The sequence below is a fragment of the Pedobacter sp. MC2016-15 genome (assembly GCF_026239695.1).
Classification (GTDB): Bacteria; Bacteroidota; Bacteroidia; order Sphingobacteriales; family Sphingobacteriaceae; genus Pedobacter.
Genome location: NZ_JAPIVS010000007.1, coordinates 37,169 through 60,512 on the forward strand (window position 1 = coordinate 37,169; position 23,344 = coordinate 60,512).

Genomic DNA, 23,344 nt, shown 5'->3' on the forward strand with positions numbered 1-23,344 from the left:
CGCCAAGCTTATGATTAATCTCCCATCACTGAACAATGAAGCTGAAAGACTGGACGCGCTTCATGTGCTCGAAGTATTAGATACGGGAGAAGAAGAGGAATTTGATAACATTGTCAAGCTCGCATCTATCATTTCTTACGCACCAATTGCTGCCCTCACTTTTGTTGATGCGGACAGAATCTGGTATAAAGCTAAGCTGGGCATAGTAATTACGGAGAGCCCAAGAAACAATGATGCGGCAGATCTGTATCCCTTTTTTGTAGCGATTCCAATTGTAGTGAACAAAAATCTGGTGATCGGTCACCTCAGTGTGGCAGGCTTTGACAAGGCTACGCTGACTCAAGAACAACATAAGGGACTCGCTCTGCTGGCACAACAGGTAGTAACGCTGCTCCAGATGCGTATGCCGGTGATTAACAACAGCATCAAAGAATTTTACGAAAGTATTCTCAATAATATCCCTACCGACATCGTCGTTTTTGATGCCGACCATAAATATCTTTTTGCCAATCCAGGTGCAATCAGGAATGACGAATTACGAAAATTTATCATCGGAAAGGATGATTTTGAATATGCGGCCTACAGAAACCGGGACCCGAAGATTGCTGAAGCACGGCGGGCGCAGTTTATGGAGGTGAAAAACTCGGGCAAGCCATTGGGCTGGGAGGAGAGTCAGACGGATCCGGACGGAAACGTGATTACTTTTCTGCGCAAGATGTTTCCGATGCACGATGAACATGGGAATTTTATCATGGTGATAGGATTTGCCATAGATATATCTGACCGGAAAAACCTGGAGGAAAAGCAGACCACGATCATGGAACAGCTGGCGATGCAGAATACGCAGCTGATAGATTTCTGTAATGTGGTATCTCACAATTTAAGAGGACCGCTGATCAATATGGCCATGCTGGCTGAATTTATCAGGGATTCTGAAGATGTGGAGGAGCAAAAGCTGCTGGTGACGAAGCTGGAGCCGGTAATAGAGAGCCTCAAAGGTACCTTTAATGAACTGGTAGAATCCATACAGATCAGACAGGATAAAGATGTGAAGTCTGATCACCTGAACTTTGCGACCTGCCTGCAGGAAACGCTGGATGGCCTGGTAGGGGAGATCCAAAAGGCGGAAGCCAAAATTTCTGTAGACTTTGCAGATGCCCCGGCGGTAAACTATCCGCATAAATATCTCGCTAGTATATTCTATAATCTGATCAGCAACGCCATCAGATACCAAAGCCCGGAAAGGAAGCTCTCGCTGAACCTGTCCTCCAAAATCAGGGAGAACAATATTATTCTGACAGTAACGGACAATGGCCTGGGGATTGACCTGGCCAAACATAAAGACCATATTTTTAAAATCGGAAAGGTTTTCCACCGCCATCCGGATGCGAAAGGCCTGGGTCTGTTTATGACCAAAACACAGGTTGAAGCGATGGGAGGCAGAATCTGGGTAGAAAGTCTGCCGGATGAAGGCTCTACTTTTTCAGTAGAATTTGTGAAACAAAACAGGATTGGGTGATGAAGAAGATTTATTTGATTGACGATGATGACATTTATGTATTCCTTACAACAAAGACGATTTTAAGGGTAAGGGAGGATGTAGACGTGGAGGTTTTCTCTGATGGTCTGCAGGCCATTACTCACCTGAGGGAGGCGCAGGATCATCCGGAGCTCTTGCCGGATGTGATCTTTCTGGACCTGAATATGCCGGTGATGGATGGATGGGCATTTCTGAAGGAATACCAGGAACTATTCCCCGCGCTGGCCAAAAAAAATGAATTGTATATTGTCTCTTCTTCCATTTCACCCCACGAAATGGAGCGTTCAAAAACTATCCCCGCCGTCTCTGAATTTATCATCAAACCTCTGGTAAGAGAGAAATTTATCGAGATCCTCGAAAAGCTGTAAAAAATCCTTTTTAACCATGATGATGTGTCTGTTCATGTGTCTGTTCACGCTGCAGAATGAATGAACGGAATGAATAATACATATAGATTTACTATGCCTTAACTTTGTTCTTATAATCGTCGCAACTGTATGGACGATAAGCAACTAAGGAGGCAACGTTATGATCAAAGTGGGTATAATCGATGGTAACCAGCAAAGCCGTGGCATGATGCGGGTAATGCTCGACCATCAGCAGCAATATAATTTTAAAGTTACCCTTGAAGCAGGATCCATGGGCGAATGCAAAAAGGTACAGCCTTCACAGGAGCCCAATGTGCTGCTGCTCGATATAGAAGAAAATGGCGTGGATTCCATCATGGAGATCTACCGTAAATTTCCCAATACCAATGTTGTCATTTATAGTAATATCCAGGACCATAACAGTGTGCTGGCTTGTGTAAAAGCAGGTGCTATGGGTTATCTGACAAAAGATACCTGTGTGAACGAAGTGATCTCTACGATCGTGACTACACATAAAGGTGGTTCTGTCTTTAGTCCATCCATTTCCAGAAACGTGATTCAGCATGTGCAGCAGACGATCGACTATCAGAGTAACCTGAGTTTCAGGGAGCGCCAGATTGTAGAAGGTCTGAAAAACGGGCTGAGCTATAAGCTGATCGGCTATAAATACGGGATTTCCCTGGATACTGTACGCCAGTATATCAAAAGGACCTACAAAAAACTGAATATTAACAGTAAAGGTGAGCTTTTGGCTCAGTTCAAATAATCAGTATTGAGACAAATTTCCTGGCCATTTGAAGAAAATCTACTTATTTGATGTACCCTTACCGCTATTGGAAGCTTCTTTGTTTGCTTCTTTGCTTCCAGCTGGCTGCGTATAAAGCTTCCGCACAGGTCAAATATGCTTTTACGCAGGACACGCTGCTGATCAAAGGAGGGACAACTTTCGCGAATTTGTTGCGGCTGAGTAATCCCTATGCAGAAACGGTAACGCTGGTACAGAATCCTTCAGAGAAAAAGCTTACAAAAGGCCTGATCTCGCTGCCGGATACGCTGGTATTACAAGGCGGACAGACGAGGGCCTTTCCGCTGAAGTATGTGGCCGACAGGCAAACGATCAACATCAATTCCCAGGAGTTTAAAGTATCGCTGGTAGCGCTCAAGGCAGGGCTGCAGGTACAGAAGTCTGCCCTCTTCATTACGCAGCTCACAGAGGTAAAAGGTTTAACTATCGGTACAGAAACGGACGAGGTTTATCTGAGTCAGCTGAGCAACCAGGCGCAGGTGATGGTGCGGGTGGCCAACAACAGCTTTGTGCCGCTGAGGTTCAGGCTGGCGCTTTCAGGGGTTCCCGACGGACTGGAGTTTATCGGGCAAACGATGAACCTGACGCTGGCCCCGGGAGCTCAGCAGCTGCTGCCTTTCCTCGCCCGCAACAAAACGGTAACACGTGTAGCACCCGATTTTACGGTAACTATCGATGCACTGGACGACCGCAATACGATCATCGCGACGAAGATGATCCGTATCCTCAATGTAACCAGCTCGACGCGTTCAGGCCAGGGGAATGACCAGTTTCTGGGGCCGCTGCCAAATGCTGTGGCACTGCGTTATGCCAGCCTCAGTAATGATTATTCGTTCTACCAGCTGCAGGCAAATGGAAATATGAACCTGGGGGAGAACACGAACCTGCAATACCGGGCGAATGTGGACAGGATTACGCAGGGTAATAAAAATGGACTTAACATTTACAATTCTTACCTGAACCTGGATACAAAATACTTTGGGGTAAGACTGGGCAATATCTATGAAAATATGGATTTCCAGCTGAGTGGCAGGGGAGCGAAGGTAAAGGCGAACCTGAAGAAAGCCGGGGTTTTATCATTATATGGCATCGAAAACCAATATATGCTGTATGATCAGATCAATACTACTTTCCCTTCTGCACGGATCTATGCGCTGGACTACAACCTGGAGTCGGTTAATCAGGCTCAAAGGCTCACGGCAATGCATAAACATGACCCTTATACGGGTCTGGATGCGAAACAGGCTTCATGGAAGGGCCGCTTTAAGCTGAGCAAAACCCAGAGTTTAGGTCTGGAGGGTGGCTATTCTACAGAAAAGTTGTACGACCTGGATACGGAGGTGAAAAAGGGATATTCGGCAGGCTTAAATTACTTTCTCAATACTGAAGATTTCGCTGTCAATGCCAACGGATATTACAGTAGTCCTTATTTTACAGGGATCCGCCGCGGGCAGCTGAACTCGGAACTGCGTTTGCAGCGAAAGTTCAGCCAGTTTAGCTCTCTCTCGGTACGTGGAAGTGTACAGATGAACAAGCCGAGGTTCCAGGATCTGGTGAACAACGACCTGAACAATACGCTGAACCTGGGGATCAACAAGAATGCGGTCTATATTTATGAGGTCGCCTATGCCGCTGCACTGGATAAGTTTCACGTCAGTGGTGGCCCATATTACATGGGTCAGCAGTTGTCGTCTTCAGGCTATTCTGCCTCGGTTCCCGAGTATACGGACTGGAAAGCTTCTTCAGTTCGTTTTTCTGCGAATTTAGGGTATGGGGGGAGGCTACAGGGATTTGACATCACTGCCGATTATGGGTATACGTATCTGAATACGTCGCAGAAGCCTCCGGCTCCTTTTCATTCCTTAAAAGTTACGGGCAGTTATACACTGCCCATTGTTGGTTTTAGCGGGTACGCTCAGCTGAACCCATTTTACTTGTCGGACGTGATTTCCTATACCCCGGGAACTAACTACAGGATTTATTCTTTCGGACCAAACATTCACTTTACAGCGCTGAAAGAGAAGCTGAATTTTCGGGGCAGCGGCATGTACAATTATTACGGCTTTAGCAAAAGTTCGAACTATTCTGCTACTGGGAGTATGCGTTACATGATGAAGGGAAACTGGGCCTTCACGGCTGATGTGCAGTATACGCTGACCAAGCAGGTGCTGCCTTCAGATATTCTGAACAATATCAATGCGGTGCAGAACGGGGCACAGCCGCTGCCGGGCGACCTGAGGTATAACAACAGGCAGGTACGCGTGGGTGTGGAGAAACAGTTCGGCAGATCGGGACAGCATGGTTCTGAAAAGCTGGAGCTGACGTATTACGAAGATCATAACAATAACGGCCGCAGGGACACTGGTGAGCCGGCTGTTCCGGGGGTGCTGGTGAAGATCAACGGGGATGCAGCGCTGACTAACGCCAACGGGCAGGTGGTGTTTAAGGACATGAGAAAGGAAGCCTATGCGGTGAACATCACGAATACGAAGGGATGGAGTCTGCAGGAGCCTACTTCGGTATTTCTCAATAAAAGTAAGAAACTGGATATCCCGCTGGTAAAAACTCAGGCGCTGAATGGTTGCCTGAAGGTGAAGGAGGAGAAATATGCCGAGGGTAAGCCCTTGTTATCGGGTCTGAAGGTGAATGCTGTGGATGCCAACGGGCAGGTGCATGAAACGCTGACGGATGAAAATGGTAAATTCTGTTTTTATCTGCCAAGGAGTAAGTATTCGGTTTACATCGAGACTGCAGGTTTGCCTTTCTCCATTGAAAATGCAAAGCAGGAGGTGTTGCTGCAGGGAACTCCTGTGGAGATGCTGACGTTTATCTATAAAGATCAGCACAGAAAGATTGGTGTGAAACGCTTTTAATATTTCAGGCTCACCTCTCTCTTTACATCATTTTGTGTTAAAGTGTTCTATTTTAAATTAAACTGTTGTTATTTATAAATTAAATATGGTACTTTGTGTCAATGTTTAACTATTAATTGATTTAGGAGGATCATCTTATGGATTTGTTTGAAAATGACATATTATCAGCTCAAGTTGCTTCTGGAAGAAATAATGAAACCGGAGTTAATTTGACGAAAAACCAAAATAACATTCAATTGATTGCAAATGACTTATTATCACATACCAAGCCTTTAGATGCGTTTGAACAAGAGGTCTTGAATAAAACATATGCCAGGTCGTTAAAGTCTGTTCCTTCAAGGTCTTACTAGTAATTGCATTATTGAAATCGTTTTAAGGAGCGGTGATGGTGAACAGGACGTCTGCGGCGTATTGCCCTGCGGCTTTGTTCAGGAGGTTGGAGGTTTGTGTGCTGGGGATCCGGTACTGGAGGTTCACTGCGCGGTCAAGCACCGGGGCACTGGAACTGATCAGGGTTTGTGCGGTGGTGGAAAGGGTAATGGAAGAAACGCCGGTTTGTCCGGAAGCTCCTTCGATGATCATAACGCCGGCAGGTATGGTGGTTGCGTTGAGGGTAAAGTTTGAGCTTGCACGCACTGTAACGTTATAGGGAATGGTGCTGCTGATGGTGATTGGTGCCGGTGCGGCAACAGTGACGCCTGAGGTATAGTTGGCAGGTGTACTGAAATTAAGGTTTACACCTGTTGCGGGTATGTTGGCTTCAAACAATCGTGGTACGTTGACAGTAGCCGTGGAAGCCATGGTTAGTGATGCAAGACTCGCGGGTTGCGCTGCTGCAGTTTTGGCAATCGTATAAGTAAGAGGATAAGTGTATGTTCCGGCCTGAATAAAATTAGCCTGCAAACTTGCGGGTGTCACTCTTAGGGTATTCGTCAAGGTACCACTTGTATTATTCACTGGTACCGGAATGCCGCTGGATGTACTGAGTGCCTGATTAGAGGTGCTCAGGTTGATCTGAGGACCTGCAGCAGATGTGCCGGACAGCGTAGCAGTCACTGCCGAAGCTACGAGAGTAGGATCCGTGATCTTTGGAAAGGTTGTGCTGAAGCTGATAGTAGGGCCTGCACGGAGACTGATGTCTACAGGAACAGAGGTATTGTACGAAAAGGTTTGTGTAGCAGTAACTCCGTTTGTACGGAAGTCGGCCAGGGAAGTGACGTTTAATGCAGTCGTGGATGCGACTGTACTCGTTTGTGTCAGGTATGCCGGTACTATAACGGAATAAAATCTTGATGTTGCATCTGATGCACTGAATGTTAGCCCTACGTTGTAACTCCCTGCCTGCCATGCTGTACCTGCAATGACCAGGCGGTAATTGATAAACATATTTCCACCAAGGGTGACGCCACCGCTGGCAATAGATTGGTCGACAGTACTCAGTGTGATTTCTGGATTGATGGTCCCCAGGTTGATACCCGAGATGCTGCCTAGTTTTATCCTTGCAATATTAAGAGGTAAAGCGCTGCCGGCAGTGCCACTGGTTACAGGTATCGTTGAGCTGTTTGCCTTTACCCAGATATCTCCTCCAAGTACAAATCCATTGAATCTACCGCTGGCTACTCCGTTTTGGACCTGATCAGCCTGACTCGTAATATTCGCTTCTGTCAAATTAAAAGTTACCTGCGCGCGCAACCCTGCGCTGCAAAAACAACACAAAAAAAAACTAAGGGCGGTATATAACTTCTTTTTCAGCAATTTTTAAATCATAGGCAGCGCCGGCATCCAGTAAAGCAACGGCCAGGAATTTACCGGTCAATTCTATTGGCAGGTTAAATGTAACCCATTGCGTAGCCTGAGGCATCATGGCGATGCTTGCAGGATCAATCTTATGTTCTTCACCGGTTTCTTTATTGGTGAGCTCCAGGCGTACAAAAGCATCCTTGTTGATATCTCCCGTATTATGGATCTTCAGCATCAGTCTCCTCAATTTGAGTTTGCCATCGCTAACCGTTCCGCGGTCTTCAAAAGCCAGGAACTCCAGCTCACCGGCATTTAATCCGTTTGGTGTGTAATAAACCTGAACACCCATTTCCATCAGGATACTCACCCCAATAGATTTACCTGCAATCGCCGCCGAAGACTGATCCTTTACCTGCGTAAAAAATATCATGCTCTGAGCATTGGTTTTTGCTACAGCTGGAATAGCCATGGAGATATTCAGCTTTTTGGTTTCCCCGGGAAGAAGCCTCACCGAAGTGGAAGACATCGTCAGCCATTTCGCGTTGGAGGAAGGCCTGGTCCCCGGGTCATAATACATCTTGTTCCCCAGAGAGTCCCTGTCGAAATCCAGGATGCGCGTGCTGAAATTCAGTATCGCCTGCGAGGTATTGCTCAGTGAAATCGTTTGTGCCACAGTTTCACCCGGATTGCCTGTAAAGGATAACCTGGAGGGGGAAATGGAAAAACCCTGCCCCATTGTTTTGTGTGTAAACAACGGGACAAGGCTTAAAGTATAGATAATAGTTAATAGTATTCTTTTTGAGAACCTCATTCAGGCAGATTATGGCTGTGTAACCGAATAGATCAGATTGGTAGTATATGTACCCGGAGCTTTACCAATTAATGGTGTAACATCAGGAATACTGTAAGCCAGACTATAATCGGTTTTCAACGTAGGAACACCTGCCGAGGCAATTGTAACCGGAGTGTTGATCGCATCTGAAAGTGGCACTGCTCCCGCAAGGGTGGCAGCATTTGCCGGGTTGGTTGCTGTTGCAGCAACATTAACTACACTTAGTGGAACCGGTGTAGCATTACCTGCAATAACAGTAAACAAAGCATTGGCCGTCACTTTAACACTGTAAGCTTTTGTGCTGATTACAGACAGCTGATTGGCAACGGAAACTGTTTTCGGTGTCTGATAATCCGCAACTGCTGCATAATTGAACAACACCTCTGCGTTTGAATTAAGAGTGATGGCAAGCACATCGGTGAGGATGATTTTAACTGGAACCGGACCGGTAGCAACTTGCGCTTTGGCTTTTACGTTGACCAGGGTTAGTGCGGCTAAAACTGCAACGACGATGAGTAAATTTCTTTTCATGGCTTTTGAATAAATGATACATCAAAAGTATGAAGAACCTCAAAGTAAACCGCTTTAGTATTGACACATGTTGATGTTACACAACATGCTCATTTTTAATGGTTATAGTAAAGGTTGAGCCCTTATCTACTTCACTTTCAACATCAATTGTTCCCCCCAGTGAAGTGATCTGCGTCTTGGTGATGAAAAGCCCTACGCCGCTGCCGTTAACATGGCTGTGAAAACGCTCGTTTAAACCGAAAATCCGATCCTTGTGTTTCAGGAGGTCTATACCCATCCCATTATCTTTGAATGTAAGAATAATATTACCTTTCTCATCGAGTTTTGTAGCAATTTCAATTCGCAATGCGCGGTTTTCAGCACAGTATTTTACTGAATTGGACATTAAATTCATCAGTACACTTTCCAGATAACTCTTGTTAAAAGGAATCATTTCACATTCGAAACTACTGTGTATGTAAATCCCCATTGTGTGGATCTGCTTGGTAAACGAATTACATACCTTTTTGAAGATTTTAGAGATGCTAACTTTTTCAATTTTTATTTCTTTGCTCTGCTTCAGACTAAGCATCTGCGTAAGGTCGTAAATTGTTTCGTTTAACTTATCCGCTGAATCTCTGAACATATCGACAATTTTTTTATTGTACTCATCCAGCAGATCATAGTTAAGTATATCGATTAAGCCGATCAGATTCGACAGTGGTGCTCTTAAATTGTGAGAGGTAATATAGGCAAACTGACTAAGATCCTGGTTGCGGGAAGTGAGGTCTTCGATGAGCTGATCCCTCTCTTCTTCAGTTTTGTTGCGGGCAATATATTCCCGAAAATTAGCCGCCAGCGCGCTGATGTCCGAGTTCTTTATCATATTATTATTCAGTTGATTCGACATAAAGTTTATCCTTGGTAGTATGTAACCCATAGTAGACAAACACCTTGCCATATCCGCTGAGCCCGGAGATTTTAACACTCATTTACATTCCTTTACGGAATACTATTCTCCCTCTTTGAGTACACGGTGTACAAGCTCTGCCTGTTCTGCAGATCCTGCCGCTACGCTGAGAATATATTCATCCCTGGATCCGTCGCCGATGAACTCGGTATTTGTATTACCGGCAAGATCCGTCACACTGTTCAGCGGGTTATAGGGCGTAACTTTAATATCTTTTTCTGAAAATCCGTTGTGGATAAGGAGTACAAATGCAGCTTCTGCATCGGCCTCTTCCTGATAAATTTTAGTGATTACCTGGAAGGGAATATGATCCTCATAACTTCCGGAAGCTCTTTTGGCGTAGAAACTGGATTCATCGAAATCCTGATGCCCGTAAAGCTCTGAGTCTGCTGAGATCACCGCATGTCCTTTGACATAATCCGGAAGCACGATCAGCTGCTGCGCTGTAATGTTGGGCAGCACCACCCGGTCATATGCAGCATCCAGTTCGGCAACACCGATAGGAATCAATATCTCTCTGTGCGCCATGTTCCAGACATTACCTTCGAGGTTAAGCACCAGATAGCGAACTTTCTGTTCCTGTTCATCAAAAAGCAGATCGGCAACAGTCCCGAGATCCTGACTGGCGGAGTTAACAACTTTCCAATGTATGATATCGGGCTGTCCGTCTTTGATTTCAAAATCGCTGGAGCTCAGTTCTTTCAACGTCCTGATCTCATGTTCGTTTTCCTTCCGTTCCATACTATTAATAGATGATCTTGTCACTAAGGAAATAAAACAATGCAAGTCCGAATGCAATAATTGCAATCAGCCAGCTAAACCAGCCTCTGTATTTCTTGGGTTGAACTTCTAGTTGTGCCATAATTTTTAAGGTTTGATGTATCTGTGTAACACACAGACATGAATTTATGTTTGGCTATCAAGCAATTCTGCAGCTTCTTTGTTGCCCTGCTGGATGGCCAGGTCTAAAGCTGTAAGTCCTCTGAACTCCTTAATGTAGGGGTCAGCACCGGCTGCAAGCATCAGCTTTACCAGTTCGTTTCTGCCAAACATCGTAGCGAACATCAGCGCTGTTCCACCGTTCCCATGCTGAAGATTAAGGTCGGCACCCTTTTCTATCAGCAGTTTTGCGATATCTGGATAACCTTTAAAGCAGACGCCCATCAGGGCAGTGTTGCCTCCGATATCCGCAGCGTTTACATCGGCGCCTGCCTCAATCAGCAATTTTGCTGCATCGAGTTGGTTATTGTAGCAGGCAATGATCAGTGGTGTGTAGCCTTTTTCATCGTTAATGTTTGTATTTACGCCATCGTCCAGAACGGCTTTAATAAAAGCAATGTCGCCCGTGCGTGCGGCATTGATAAGAGCAGGTTGGTATTCCATGTATTTAATGTCGTTTATTGAATGTGTTAATAAAAACCTCCTGCGGGATTGCTGCAGGAGGTTCAGTAATGAATTATGCAGGTACGTCTGGTTTTTTCTCTCTTTCCCAGAAACGGTGTTGAGCAACGGCAGCAATGAAGTCTGCAGCTTTACCATTAACTACTACGCCCGGAGGGGTAGCTCCTTTCGGCCCTGCCGGGATCAACGCAGCTTTGAGGATATCTTCACCTTCGCTGCTGGCACCTATTGCTTTACAGTGTTTAAAAGCTTCAGTCACGAAATGCAGGGCATCCGCTTCGGCAGCAATGGCTTGTACGCTGGCTGCACCACCTGGAACATATACTGCATCAAAAAGTACAGATGCTGTAGTCAGGAAAGTAAAGTCAGCTTTCACTGCTGTCCCCTTATCATCCTTAATAAATCCGCCATGCGTAGCTACGATTTTCGGCATCGCCCCTTCAGCCAGTAAAGCTTTTTTCAAGTCATCCAGTTCCTTGCCGTTTACCCCATCGGTTGCGAGAATAGCGATCATCCTGGTTTTGATTGAATCTTTCGGCGTGTTGGCCATGCTTAAAGCTGCAGAAGCTTCCAGTGAAGGCTTTACAATTCTGGATTCATATTTCGCAGGATCTGCATCAGCGGGAACACCATGGTTGATTGGTCTTTCCGGCTCAGCAGGTACTTCGAGACCTAATCCTGCAGCCACTTTTTCTGCAAGACTGCTATCAATCAGTGTCAGGATACCAAGCATCCTTTTACGGATTTCTTCACGCTCTACTTTTCCCAGTTCGAAACGCAGGGCATCCACAATGTGGTTTTTCTCCGGTTCTGACTGGCTGTTAAAAAACATAGTGGCCTGACTGAAGTGATCGAAGAAACTCTCACTGCGGTCGCGGATCTTCCTGGCATCAATCCTTTCCTGGTAAGAGTTAAATCCACCTTCGGCAATCGTTGCCTGTTTGGGATCATTACCGGAAATGCTGTTGGGCTCGTAACTGGTACGGCTGGTATTGATGGTCTGACGCATATGCCCGTCGCGCTGGTTGTTGTGCAGAGGCGATATCGGTCTGTTGATAGGAATCTCGTGGAAGTTTGGTCCGCCCAGACGCAGCAACTGCGTATCGGTATAAGAGAACAGACGTCCCTGCAGTAGCGGATCATTGGTGAAATCAATCCCCGGAACCACATGGCCGATGTGAAAGGCCACTTGTTCAGTTTCTGCAAAGAAATTATCAGGGTTTCTGTTGAGGGTCATCTTGCCGATGATCTGTACAGGTACCAGTTCTTCAGGGATCAGTTTGGTAGGATCCAAAATATCGAAATCGAACTTCTGCTCGTCTTCTTCAGACACGATCTGTACGCCAAACTCCCATTCCGGGAAGGCACCTGCTTCAATAGCGTCCCAAAGGTCTCTTCTGTGGAAGTCAGGATCATTACCGGATATCTTCTTTGCCTCATCCCATGCTACTGAATGTACACCCAGCAGCGGTTTCCAGTGGAATTTTACAAAGCTGGATTTCCCTTCGGCATTGATGAAGCGGAAGGTATGTACCCCAAATCCTTCCATCATGCGGTAACTGCGGGGGATACCCCTGTCTGACATGGCCCACATGATCATGTGCGCAGATTCTGGCATCAGGGAGATGAAATCCCAGAAGGTATCATGCGCCGATGCTGCCTGTGGTATTTCGTTATGTGGTTCTGGTTTTACAGCATGTACAAGGTCTGGGAATTTGATAGCGTCCTGTATAAAAAATACAGGCATGTTATTGCCCACCAAATCGAAGTTTCCTTCCTGGGTATAAAACTTCACGGCAAATCCGCGTACATCGCGTGCCAGATCGGTTGAACCTCTGGAACCTGCAACAGTGGAGAAGCGTACGAAAACAGGGGTTTTCACAGCGGTATCATTCAGGAATCCCGCTTTGGTCAATTCCGGAATGGCTTTGTAGAGCTCGAAAACTCCATGTGCACCTGAACCGCGTGCATGAACAATTCTTTCAGGGATACGTTCATGGTCGAAATGGGTGATCTTCTCGCGAAGAATAAAATCTTCTAACAATGTAGCGCCTCTCTCACCTGCTTTAAGCGAGTTTTGGTTATCGTTGATTTTGACCCCCTGATTGGTGGTCAGGAATTCTCCGCTGCCATTTTCTTTATGGGCAGAAAGCTGTTCCTGCTTGTTATTATCAGGCGTGCTAATGCTTTCTGATGGTTTGGTTGTTTTGTTGTCTTTCATAGGATGAATGTATGTGCGCAATTGTAACACGTAGATAGGCCCAGTGTTTTGACTGATTACATAAATTCTGCGAGTAGAATCCCGGAGATTGAATTTTTGATTAGCATTCCCGCAGGTGGTGGTGCTAAACTTATTTGAAAATGTGTTGTTGGCAGGTTATCTACAAAAAACAAATACTTATGAAAACGATTTTAAATACTTCGTCTTTAGGGCTCCTTGCGGGAGCGCTGCTGTTTGCCTCATGTGGCGGCGAGACAAAAACCACGACTACCACAGACTCTACGACAACTACTACAACAACGATGAGCGACTCTACAGCTTTGAAACCAGCGGGTCCGGCACCGGAATGGGCGCCTACTATCCATCCGGAAATGCAGGCGGTAATTGAGAAGCTGGCAAGTTATGGGGATAAACCTATAGAAACTTTGAGTGCAACAGCGGCAAGGAAAAACCATACCCCTACAGATGCGGTGATGGACCTGATCAAAGAAAACAACATTACGCTGCCAGCTCCGGGAGTGGATACCGTAGGAAAAGAAATTCCGGTAGCCGGTGGAAATGTACACCTGAGGATTTACACGCCTAAAGCAGGTAAAGGTCCCTTTCCTGTAATTGTATACTACCATGGCGGTGGCTTTGTAATCGCCAATATCGACGTGTACAATGCTTCGGCACAGGGTCTGGCAGAGCAGGTAGGTGCCGTAGTGGTATCTGTTGCTTACCGTTTAGCACCTGAAAATAAATTCCCTACAGCGCATAATGATGCTTTTGCTGCCTATGAATGGACGCTGAAAAACGCGGCTTCTATCAATGCAGACCCTAAGAAGATTGCTGTGCTTGGTGAAAGTGCCGGCGGAAACCTGGCTGCAAATGTGAGTATCATGGCGAGGGACAAAAAGATCATGGCTCCACTGCATGAAGTATTGGTATACCCGATCGCACAGACAGACATGAGCACAAAATCTTATACACTTTATGCTGCGGCGAAACCGCTGAATAAACCGATGATGAGCTGGTTTACAAAAAACTACCTGACAACAATGGCCGAGGCTAAAGATCCAAGGATTTCTCTGGTGGATGCCAACCTGAAAGGATTGCCTTCAACTACGATCATAACCGCGGAAATTGACCCGCTGAATAATGATGGCCTGATGCTGTCGGATAAATTGAAAGCGGCCGGAGTGACGGTTGACCTTAAAAACTATGATGGCGTAACGCATGAGTTTTTTGGAATGGCAGCAGTAGTGCCGGAAGCTAAAGACGCTCAGGCTTATGCAGCTGATCAGCTGAAAAAAGTTTTTGGAAAATAATTAAAACCTTTTCATAGTTGTGATGTTCTTTAAACACATCTACCAAAACTACCTATGAAAAACAAAAAGGCTGGATCATTCATTTGATTCAGCCTTTTGTGTTTATATACATTTTGTGTCTCCTGTCCCTTCGTAAAATGAACAAGAATTTTAAAACATTTTATGTTTATTTTGATTGATAATAGTAATGGAGAAGATTACTGTATACCCCGGCCGTCCCTATCCGTTAGGAGCCACATGGGATAGTGAAGGCGTTAATTTTGCTATTTATGCCGACAATGCCACGGCGGTTGATCTTTGTTTCTTTAACAATGAAGACGACGAGCAAGAATCCCTGAAACTTAAGCTGACCGAACGCACTCATCATATCTGGCATGGCTATCTGCCTGGCATTGCGCCGGGACAACTGTATGGCTACCGTGTTCACGGACCTTTTGATCCTGAAAACGGTCACCGCTTTAATGCGAACAAACTGCTGATTGATCCTTATGCCAAAGCTATTGCAGGCGTGATTGGCTGGCATGATGCGCTCTTTGGGTATATCATGGGTTCCGAAATTGAAGACCTGAGTTTCTCTGAGCTGGACAGTGCGCCTTTTATTCCGAAAGCTGTGGTGATCGACCAGACTTATGACTGGAAAGGGGATGTACCTCTCGATATTCCCTATCATGAATCGATTATTTATGAAGCACACGTAAAAGGTTTTACCATGCAGCATCCGGACATTCCGGAGGAAATAAGGGGCAGCTATGCAGGTCTGGCACATCCGATTACGCTGAATTATCTGAAGGAGCTGGGAATTACGGCAATAGAGCTGATGCCGGTACACCAGTTTGTGAACGACAGGCACCTGGTAGAAAAGGGTCTGAACAATTACTGGGGCTACAATACGATTGGCTTTTTTGCACCTGATGTACGTTACGCCTCTAGTACTGAACGCGGCGGGCAGGTAAAGGAATTTAAGGATATGGTGAAGGCGATGCACGTTGCAGGCATTGAGGTGATCCTGGATGTGGTATATAACCATACTGCTGAAGGTAACCACATGGGGCCAACGCTTTCTTTTAAAGGAATAGACAATGCTTCTTACTACCGTTTGGTGGACGACAAGCGCTATTATATGGATTATACGGGTACGGGAAATACGCTGAATGCGAATCTGCCAAATGTGCTGCGCCTGTTTATGGACAGCCTGCGCTACTGGATTACGGATATGCATGTGGATGGTTTCCGCTTTGACCTTGCCCCGGCACTGGCACGTGAGCTGCACAGTGTAAATAAGCTGAGTGCCTTTTTTGATATTATCCATCAGGACCCGATCATCTCACAGGTGAAGCTGATTGCTGAACCCTGGGACATTGGTGAGGGGGGCTATCAGGTGGGTAACTTCCCTGCGGAATGGGCAGAATGGAATGGTAAGTACCGGGATTGTATCCGCGATTACTGGCGCGGCGCCTACAGTATGCTGGGGGAGTTTGCCCAGCGCTTTACCGGCAGCCCGGATTTGTACCAGGATGACCTGCGGAGTCCGACGGCAAGTGTGAACTTTATCACTGCGCATGACGGTTTTACGCTGCATGACCTGGTGACGTATAATGAGAAACACAATGAGGCCAACGGGGAGGGCAACCGCGATGGGGAGCAGCACAATGGCTCCTACAACTATGGTGTGGAAGGGGAAACAGATATTGAGGAGATCAACATCACCCGCTCAAGGCAAAAACGTAACCTGCTGACGACGCTGTTTTTATCACAGGGAGTGCCGATGATGGTGGCCGGCGATGAGTTTAGTCGCACCCAACGCGGAAATAACAATGCCTACTGCCAGGATAACGAAATCTCATGGCTCGACTGGATCAATGCGGACCAGGAGATGTTCAACTTTACGCAGCAGCTGATACACCTGCGGAAAAGGCATCCGGTATTTTGCCGGAGACGCTGGTTTCAGGGGCTGCCGATCAAAGGGGTAGGACTGAAGGATGTGGCCTGGTTCCTGCCGGAAGGTATGGAAATGCAGGAGCACAACTGGAATGAGGACTATGCGAAGTCACTGGCGATCTACCTGAACGGGGAAGATCTCAGAAGCACTGACGCTAAAGGGAACAAAATTACCGACGACAGCTTTTACCTGATGTTTAATGCCCATGACCAGCCACTGGAGTATACGCTGCCCAACGCGCGTTATGGAAAAGAATGGCTGAAGGTGCTGGACACGGCCATACAGGATATCAATGAGTCTCCAACCCGGCACTTTACAAGTGATACAATTGTGGTGGAGGGAAGATCTATAATTTTACTAAAACATATAAAAAGCACTAGCGATGTCCAACGAGCTAAAAAGAAAAACAGGCATCAACATTAACGCTGCGGGCCAGGCCGAAATCCGGTTCTGGGCACCTGAAGCTGAAAGTGTAGAGCTGAAGACAGCAAAGGCTTTGATCCCGCTGGAAAAAAAAGATTTCGGATACTGGGAAGCGGAAAGCGATGAACTTAAATCGGGGGGTACCTACCATATCCTGATTAATGGTGAAACGCAGATTCCCGATCCTGCCAGCCTCTCCCAACCTGAAGGGGTACATGGGCCATCGGCCGCAGTAGCGCTCTCAGAATTTAACTGGACAGACCAGTCCTGGAAAAACCCGGCACTCGGGGATTACATCCTCTATGAGTTACATACAGGCACTTTTAGTGCTGAGGGAACTTTTGAAGGGATAATTGGCAAACTGGATTACCTGGTAGAACTGGGCATCAATGCGATTGAGATTATGCCGGTAGCGCAGTTTCCGGGCGGGCGCAACTGGGGTTATGATGGTGTATTTCCATTTGCGGTGCAGGACTCCTATGGGGGTGCCGCAGGTTTGCAGCAGCTGGTAGATGCCTGCCATGAGAAAGGTCTGGCGGTGGTGCTGGATGTGGTTTATAACCATATGGGTCCCGAAGGGAATTACTTTGCGCAGGCAGGGCCTTATTTTACGGATAAATACGGTACCCCATGGGGCAGTGCGATTAACTTCGATGATGCCTGGTCGGACGGTGTACGGGAGTATTTTATTGAAAACGTGCTGATGTGGTTCAGGGATTTTCATATCGACGGTCTGCGGCTGGATGCGGTGCATGCGATCAAAGACTTTGGGGTGAAACACTTGCTCCAGCAGATCAGTGAAGAGGTGGATAACTTGATGGAAGCGACAAACCGCAGGCATTACCTGATTGCGGAGTGCGACCTGAATGATAACAAATATATCAATCCCCTGGAACGCCAGGGCTACGGAATGGATGCACAATGGATCGATGAGTTTCATCATGCGCTTCGTGTGACGGCCGGAGAACCAACAACGGGTTATTACAGTGATTTCTCTGGGATCAAAGATCTGGAGAAATCGTATCGTGATGCCTATATCTATGATGGTGTATATTCGCCCCACCGCCTGAAGACTTTTGGTGGCAAGGCCGATGGTAATCCGGGATCGCAGTTTGTCGTCTTCTCACAGAACCATGACCAGGTGGGTAACCGGATGCTGGGGGAGCGGACGAGCACGCTGCAGAGTTATGAGATGCAGAAGCTGATGGCTGCTGCCGTCTTGTGCAGTCCCTTTTTGCCGATGTTATTTATGGGCGAAGAGTATGGGGAAACAAATCCTTTCCTGTTTTTTACGAGTCATGGCGACAAAGAGCTGATCGAAGCTGTGCGCAAGGGACGCAAGGCAGAGTTCGCGGCTTTCCATGCTGAAGGGGAGGCGCCGGACCCGCAGTCGGAAGACACATTTAACCAGTCGAAACTCCAATGGGGGCTCTTGCAGCAGGATGGGCACAAAGAGCTGCTCTCATTTTACAAGACGATCATCGCTCTGCGTAAAAAGTATGCGCCCCTGCACAATGCGAACCGCAAACAACTGACGGTATCATCTGATCCGCAAACAAACTGCCTGGTGCTGCGCCGCTGGGAGGAGGAAGTGCAGGTTTTATGCCTGATGAATTTCTCTTCGAAAACTCATGGCCTGACGATTCCTGATGATAAACCCAGCTGGAAGAAAATTCTTGACTCTGCCGATCCGCAATGGAAGGGGCCTAAAGCTGCACCGGTATCGGTTGATGCCCTGCAAAAAATGGAGATACAACCACAATCTATCTTAATCTATACCAATAAATATGCATAAGCCAATTTCAACCTACCGCATACAGTTTCATAAAGATTTTACTTTTAAGGATTTTGATAAGATCATCCCTTACCTGAAGGAATTGGGTATCACTACGATCTATGCTTCGCCGGTGCTGGAGGCAGCCCCGGGCAGTATGCATGGCTATGATACGGTAAATCCGGAACAGATCAACCCGGAGATAGGTACACTGGAAGAACTAAGGGCGCTGTCGAAAAAGCTGAAGTCGCTGGATATGGCCTGGATTCAGGATATCGTGCCGAACCACATGTCCTTCCATCCCAAAAACAAATGGCTGATGGATGTGCTGGAGAAAGGTTCTTCATCGGCCTATGCCGGATTTTTTGATATCAACTGGTCGGGCGACAAATCATTGCCGCTGATGGTGCCTTTTCTGGGAAGTACGCTTGAAGAAGCCATAGCCTCGCAGGAACTGAAGCTGGTACAGGGCGAAGATGGGATTAAACTGCAGTATTTTGAATCGGAATGGCCGGTGAATTCACGCGTGAAGGATATCTCTATCCCTGTACAGGAGGCTGTGGATCTGCAGTATTACCGTCCCTGTTCGTACAAGGAAACGGATTACCAGATCAATTACCGCAGGTTCTTTACGGTAAACAGCCTGATTTGTCTGAATATGCAGGATGAAAAGGTGTTTGAAGCTTACCACAGCCTGATCAGGACCTTGCTGGACGAAGGTGTATTCCAGGGACTGCGGGTAGACCATATTGACGGTTTATATGATCCTGAAACTTATTTTGACCGTCTGCGTACGCTGGCAGGTGAAAGCACTTATATCGTTGTAGAGAAGATCCTGGAGGAAGGTGAAGAATTGCCGGAAGACTGGCCGGTGGAGGGTACTACGGGTTACGATTTCCTGGCGCAGGTGAATAACTTGTTTACTGCAAAAAAGGCGAAAAAGGAGTTCTTAAAATTTTATGAGTCGCTCAGTGGTGAGTTTAAAAGTATAGACAGGCTGATCAGGCAAAAGAAAGCGGGTATCCTGGGCGAACATATGGCGGGGGAGCTGGAGAACCTGTACCAGCTGTTCCTTGAACTGGAGCTGGCCGATGAAGGACAGCTGCAGGCGCTGAAGCCGGGAGCATTAAAGGATGCGATTGGCCAGCTGCTGATCTGCTTCCCTGTATACCGCTTTTATGGTAACCGGATGCCGCTGGAGAAGACTTTTTACCAGAGTAGGATCCTGAATATTTTAAAGGATATTGAGGAGGTGAAGGTGCTGGAAGATGCTGTGGAGCTGCTGCGGACGGTGCTGATCAGCAAGCCGCTGGATGAAGATGAGGATTATAACCGCCGGGTGACGGAGTTTTATCTGCGTTGCATGCAGTTTAGCGGTCCGTTGATGGCCAAAGGTGTGGAGGATACGCTGATGTATACGTACAACAGGTTTATCGGACACAATGAGGTGGGCGATGCGCCTTCAGCCTTTGGCGTAAGCAAGGAGGAGTTTCACTACCTGATGATTGCGCGCTCCTACGAGCTGCCATTATCGATGAACGGTACTTCTACGCATGATACGAAACGGGGTGAGGATGTGCGGGCACGTTTGAATGTGCTGAGCGAACAGCCGGAATTATGGATAAAAAAGGTGAAGGAATGGCGCAAGCTGAATAAACAGCTTGCGGGTGGACTGGACCCTAACGACGAATATTTTATTTACCAGACGATAGCGGGGAGCTACCCGATGCCGGGAATGGATGAGGACAATTATCCTGAACGGCTGGAGGCCTACATGGAAAAGGCGCTGCGTGAAGGAAAGGTAAATTCTCACTGGAGTGACCCGAATGTGGATTATGAGGAGCTGGTGAAGGAGTTTCTGAGGGGTATCATGGAGCCATCGGGCTCTTTCTGGCAGAGCTTTGTGCCCTGGCACCGTCAGCTCTCTGACTTCGGGATCATGAACTCGCTCTCACAGCTGGTGCTGAAGTTTACTTGCCCGGGTGTGCCTGATACGTATCAGGGAACGGAGCTCTGGGACCTGAGCCTGGTGGATCCTGACAACAGGAGGCCTGTGGACTATGAATTGCGCAAGCAATGGCTGCAGGAGTTTGGCGAAGGTGGTACTTCTTTGTCAGACCTATGGACGGAGCGTTATAACGGGAAGATTAAACTTTATCTGACGCATCTGCTGCTGGATAAACTAAAGCCTTATGCAGATCTGCTGGCATGGGGCGAATATATACCCTTGGAGGTTAAAGGGAAGTTCTCTTCTGATGTGCTTGCCTTTGCGCGTCAGGATGGGGAGCAGATGCTGGTGGTGCTGGTGCCGCTGCATCAGGGAAAGGCTGGCGGGGAAATCTCCGGGGAACTGCAGCGGGACTGGGGAAATACGCGTATTGAACTTCCGCTGAAGCAGTTCCGCTGGACAAATCTTTTGGATGGCTTTACGGCGAAGGAGAATGTGCCTGAGTTGTTTGTAGATAAATTATTTGGGGATTTTCCTATTGCTGTGCTTTCAACTGAGGTGGTACACAATCCGCGCGGTGCGGGTATCTTATTGCCGGTAACGTCTTTACCTTCTGACTATGGGATAGGTGATTTGGGTCTTGAAGCTTATGACTTTATAGATTTCCTGCAGCGTGCCGACCAGAAATACTGGCAGCTGCTGCCGCTGAATCCTATCGGTGCAGATCAGGCTTTTTCTCCCTATAGCTCGGTTTCTGCCATGGCAGGCAATACCTTGCTGATCAGTCTGTATGGCCTGGTGACGCAGGGTTTCCTGGAGCAGAAACAGCTGGAGAAGGTAAGGATATCTGCTAAGGATGAGGTGGATTTTAAAAAGGCGCTGGCGATAAAAGATAAGTTGCTGAAAAAGGCTTATGAGCGCTGGAAGAAATCTGAAGATCCGGGATTTGTTGATTTTGTGGAAAGGGAAAAGGACTGGCTGGATGATTTTGCGCTGTACTCGGTCCTGAAGGTCTATTTTAATGGTGCCTCCTGGGTAAAATGGTCTCCGGAATACCGTGACCGTGATGCGGGGAGCCTGAGTAGTTTTGCGGCTGATCGTGAAGATGAGCTGTCGTTCGAGAAATGGAAACAGTATGTATTTTTTGAACAATGGTCGGAAATCAGGGACTATGCCTGTGACAGCCGGATCGACTTGTATGGTGATCTGCCTTTTTATGTGGGGCATGATTCTGCAGATGTATGGTCGAACAGGGAATTGTTTAGCCTGGATGATACGGGTGCGATGATTGGTGTTGCGGGGGTACCTCCTGATTACTTTAACGCGGATGGGCAGCTCTGGGGAATGCCGGTGTACAACTGGGACAGGATGAAGGCTGATGGTTACCAATGGTGGCTGCGCAGGATCCGTAAGAATATGGAACTGTATCATTTGTTGCGTCTGGATCATTTCAGGGCATTTTACGACTACTGGGAGGTTCCTGCGGCTGAACGTACGGCGGTGAATGGCGCCTGGAAAGCTGGTCCGGGGGATGATTTCTTCCATGTGCTGCAGCAGGAGTTTCCTGCAATGCCTTTCGTGGCTGAAGACCTTGGGGAGATCAGTGATGGTGTGTACGGGCTCCGGGACAGGTTTAACCTGCCGGGCATGAAGGTGCTGCAGTTTGCCTTTGGTGAGGACATCAGTTTTTCTGACCATATCCCTCACAATTATCATTCAGATAACTTTATTGTATACACGGGAACGCATGATAACAATACGACGCGTGGATGGTATGAAACGGATGCAGATAAGGTCTCGCGCAAAAACCTGAATAGATACACGGGGATGAAGGTGAAGGCTCATGATGTGCATATGGTGTTGTCTAAAATGGCTTACGCCTCGGTGGCGAAGATCGTGATTCTGCCAATGCAGGATCTGCTGGGTCTTGATGGGAAATCGAGGATGAATAAACCGGCCTCGGTAAAGGAAAACTGGAAATGGCGCCTGAAGGATTTGCCGGGATGGGACATTGAGAAGAGGTTGCGCTCATGGGTTAAATTATATGGAAGATATTAATTGATCATTATGGATAACAGAAAAATTATCGTTGATGAGCTGACGGCTCTGATTGAAAAAGGGAATGCTCATGCTTCTTTTGAAGATGCTGTAGCAGGGGTTTCTTTGGACTTGATTGCCAAAGTACCGGAAGGTTTACCGTATGGCGTTTGGCATATGGCGGAGCACCTGAGGATTGCGCAGTGGGATATCCTGGAGTTTTGCCTGGGGCCTAACCATGAGTCGCCGAAATGGCCTGATGAGTACTGGCCGGAGGTTGGTGAAGAGGTGACGAAGGAGCAATGGGAGGCTACGGTTTCTGCATTCAAAAGGGACAGGGCGAGCTTCCTGGAACTGCTGAAGGATGAAAAAAGGGATCTGTTTGCGCCATTTGAATATGGCGACGGGCAGAGTCTTTTCCGTGAAGCGCTGTTGCTGGCAGATCATAATTCTTACCATCTGGGGGAGATTATCGTGATCAGAAGGTTACTCGGGGACTGGAAAAGTTAAATTTTTTGAAATATTTTTATTGCTGACCTGCTTTTTAAGCCTGCTAAATCCTTTATTTACGCTAAAACGTTTTAAAGTGTTTAGCAGGCTTGCTTTTGAATGGCCTGATTTCTATTTAAATGAAATTATCAGGCTTTATTTCT

16 protein-coding genes are annotated in these 23,344 nt (G+C 47.0%); 9 read left to right on the plus strand and 7 right to left on the minus strand.

Annotation, left to right across the window (positions count from 1 at the left end):
- Positions 1 to 10: 10 nt before the first annotated feature.
- The 4 genes from OQY15_RS18905 to OQY15_RS18920 all read left to right on the plus strand — a co-directional run bounded on the left by OQY15_RS18905 (position 11) and on the right by OQY15_RS18920 (position 5,586).
- Positions 11 to 1,519 (plus strand): ATP-binding protein, encoded by a 1,509-nt coding sequence (locus OQY15_RS18905; RefSeq protein WP_265793494.1) that lies wholly within the window; start codon positions 11 to 13, stop codon positions 1,517 to 1,519.
- Complete coding sequence (locus tag OQY15_RS18910; protein WP_265793495.1) at positions 1,519 to 1,908, plus strand: response regulator; 390 nt, start codon at positions 1,519 to 1,521, stop codon at positions 1,906 to 1,908. The genes OQY15_RS18905 and OQY15_RS18910 overlap by 1 nt, the downstream gene beginning before the upstream one ends.
- A 160-nt stretch (positions 1,909 to 2,068) precedes the next feature.
- Positions 2,069 to 2,674 carry a response regulator transcription factor gene (locus OQY15_RS18915; protein WP_265793496.1) on the plus strand — a complete coding sequence of 202 codons (606 nt, stop codon included), beginning with the start codon at positions 2,069 to 2,071 and terminating at the stop codon, positions 2,672 to 2,674.
- A 50-nt stretch (positions 2,675 to 2,724) separates the two neighbouring features.
- The gene (locus OQY15_RS18920) at positions 2,725 to 5,586 is read left to right on the plus strand and encodes an SdrD B-like domain-containing protein (protein WP_265793716.1); all 2,862 of its coding nucleotides are present in this window, start codon (positions 2,725 to 2,727) and stop codon (positions 5,584 to 5,586) included.
- A gap of 372 nt (positions 5,587 to 5,958) precedes the next feature.
- Here OQY15_RS18920 and OQY15_RS18925 read toward each other — a convergent pair whose 3' ends face one another.
- The 7 genes from OQY15_RS18925 to katE all read right to left on the minus strand — a co-directional run bounded on the left by OQY15_RS18925 (position 5,959) and on the right by katE (position 13,260).
- Complete coding sequence (locus tag OQY15_RS18925; protein ID WP_265793497.1) at positions 5,959 to 7,254, minus strand: hypothetical protein; 1,296 nt, start codon at positions 7,252 to 7,254, stop codon at positions 5,959 to 5,961.
- A 55-nt stretch (positions 7,255 to 7,309) separates the two neighbouring features.
- Complete coding sequence (locus OQY15_RS18930) at positions 7,310 to 8,062, minus strand: hypothetical protein (protein ID WP_265793498.1); 753 nt, start codon at positions 8,060 to 8,062, stop codon at positions 7,310 to 7,312.
- A gap of 84 nt (positions 8,063 to 8,146) precedes the next feature.
- Positions 8,147 to 8,689, minus strand: a complete 543-nt coding sequence (locus OQY15_RS18935) for a hypothetical protein (RefSeq protein WP_265793499.1) — start codon at positions 8,687 to 8,689, stop codon at positions 8,147 to 8,149.
- Between the two features lie 76 nt (positions 8,690 to 8,765).
- Positions 8,766 to 9,554 carry a HAMP domain-containing sensor histidine kinase gene (locus tag OQY15_RS18940; RefSeq protein ID WP_265793500.1) on the minus strand — a complete coding sequence of 263 codons (789 nt, stop codon included), beginning with the start codon at positions 9,552 to 9,554 and terminating at the stop codon, positions 8,766 to 8,768.
- A gap of 126 nt (positions 9,555 to 9,680) precedes the next feature.
- Positions 9,681 to 10,379, minus strand: coding sequence for a PRC-barrel domain-containing protein (locus OQY15_RS18945; protein ID WP_265793501.1), 699 nt, complete (start codon positions 10,377 to 10,379; stop codon positions 9,681 to 9,683).
- Positions 10,380 to 10,544: 165 nt separating this feature from the next.
- Complete coding sequence (locus OQY15_RS18950; RefSeq protein WP_265793502.1) at positions 10,545 to 11,177, minus strand: ankyrin repeat domain-containing protein; 633 nt, start codon at positions 11,175 to 11,177, stop codon at positions 10,545 to 10,547.
- Positions 11,095 to 13,260 (minus strand): catalase HPII, encoded by a 2,166-nt coding sequence (gene katE / locus OQY15_RS18955; RefSeq protein ID WP_265793503.1) that lies wholly within the window; start codon positions 13,258 to 13,260, stop codon positions 11,095 to 11,097. The genes OQY15_RS18950 and katE overlap by 83 nt, the downstream gene beginning before the upstream one ends.
- 179 nt (positions 13,261 to 13,439) lie before the next feature.
- Here katE and OQY15_RS18960 point away from each other — a divergent pair, with 179 nt between their 5' ends.
- From OQY15_RS18960 to OQY15_RS18980, 5 genes are all read left to right on the plus strand, one after another.
- Positions 13,440 to 14,570, plus strand: coding sequence for an alpha/beta hydrolase (locus OQY15_RS18960; protein ID WP_265793504.1), 1,131 nt, complete (start codon positions 13,440 to 13,442; stop codon positions 14,568 to 14,570).
- A 187-nt stretch (positions 14,571 to 14,757) separates the two neighbouring features.
- Positions 14,758 to 16,932 carry a glycogen debranching protein GlgX gene (glgX, locus tag OQY15_RS18965; RefSeq protein ID WP_265793505.1) on the plus strand — a complete coding sequence of 725 codons (2,175 nt, stop codon included), beginning with the start codon at positions 14,758 to 14,760 and terminating at the stop codon, positions 16,930 to 16,932.
- A complete protein-coding gene (gene treZ / locus OQY15_RS18970) occupies positions 16,892 to 18,727 on the plus strand; it encodes a malto-oligosyltrehalose trehalohydrolase (RefSeq protein WP_265793506.1) in 1,836 nt (611 codons plus the stop codon). Before glgX ends, treZ begins: the two co-directional genes overlap by 41 nt.
- Positions 18,720 to 22,712, plus strand: coding sequence for a malto-oligosyltrehalose synthase (gene treY / locus OQY15_RS18975; protein WP_265793507.1), 3,993 nt, complete (start codon positions 18,720 to 18,722; stop codon positions 22,710 to 22,712). The genes treZ and treY overlap by 8 nt, the downstream gene beginning before the upstream one ends.
- A gap of 9 nt (positions 22,713 to 22,721) precedes the next feature.
- On the plus strand, positions 22,722 to 23,201 hold the full coding sequence (locus OQY15_RS18980; RefSeq protein WP_265793508.1) for a DinB family protein: 480 nt from the start codon (positions 22,722 to 22,724) through the stop codon (positions 23,199 to 23,201).
- The last annotated feature ends 143 nt before the right edge of the window (positions 23,202 to 23,344 follow it).